Below are 214 nucleotides of genomic sequence, written 5' to 3' on the forward strand. Positions count from 1 at the left end.
CGGCTTTCATGAAGGCTCGCTGTATGTGGGCAAAGGGCTATTATAACCGAAAGGCCGTCTGAAAACGGGCTGGAACACTATTTCAGACGGCCTGAATGTCGGCTTACCATTGGAAGCGGCCGCGTTTGACCTGCAGTCCGTCGGGGTTGAGTTGCGAAGCCAATCCGTGATTGCGCAGGGCGTGGGTGAGGGCGACGGCGAGTCCGTCGGCGGC

The 214-nt window shown here is 59.3% G+C and carries 1 pseudogene; it reads right to left on the reverse strand.

What is annotated here, in order from left to right:
• Positions 1-103: 103 nt before the first annotated feature.
• A pseudogene (locus tag ACTHSP_RS24380) lies at positions 104-214 on the reverse strand (crossover junction endodeoxyribonuclease RuvC); the annotation flags it as partial.

This window comes from Neisseria sp. P0001.S005 (genome assembly GCF_051963715.1).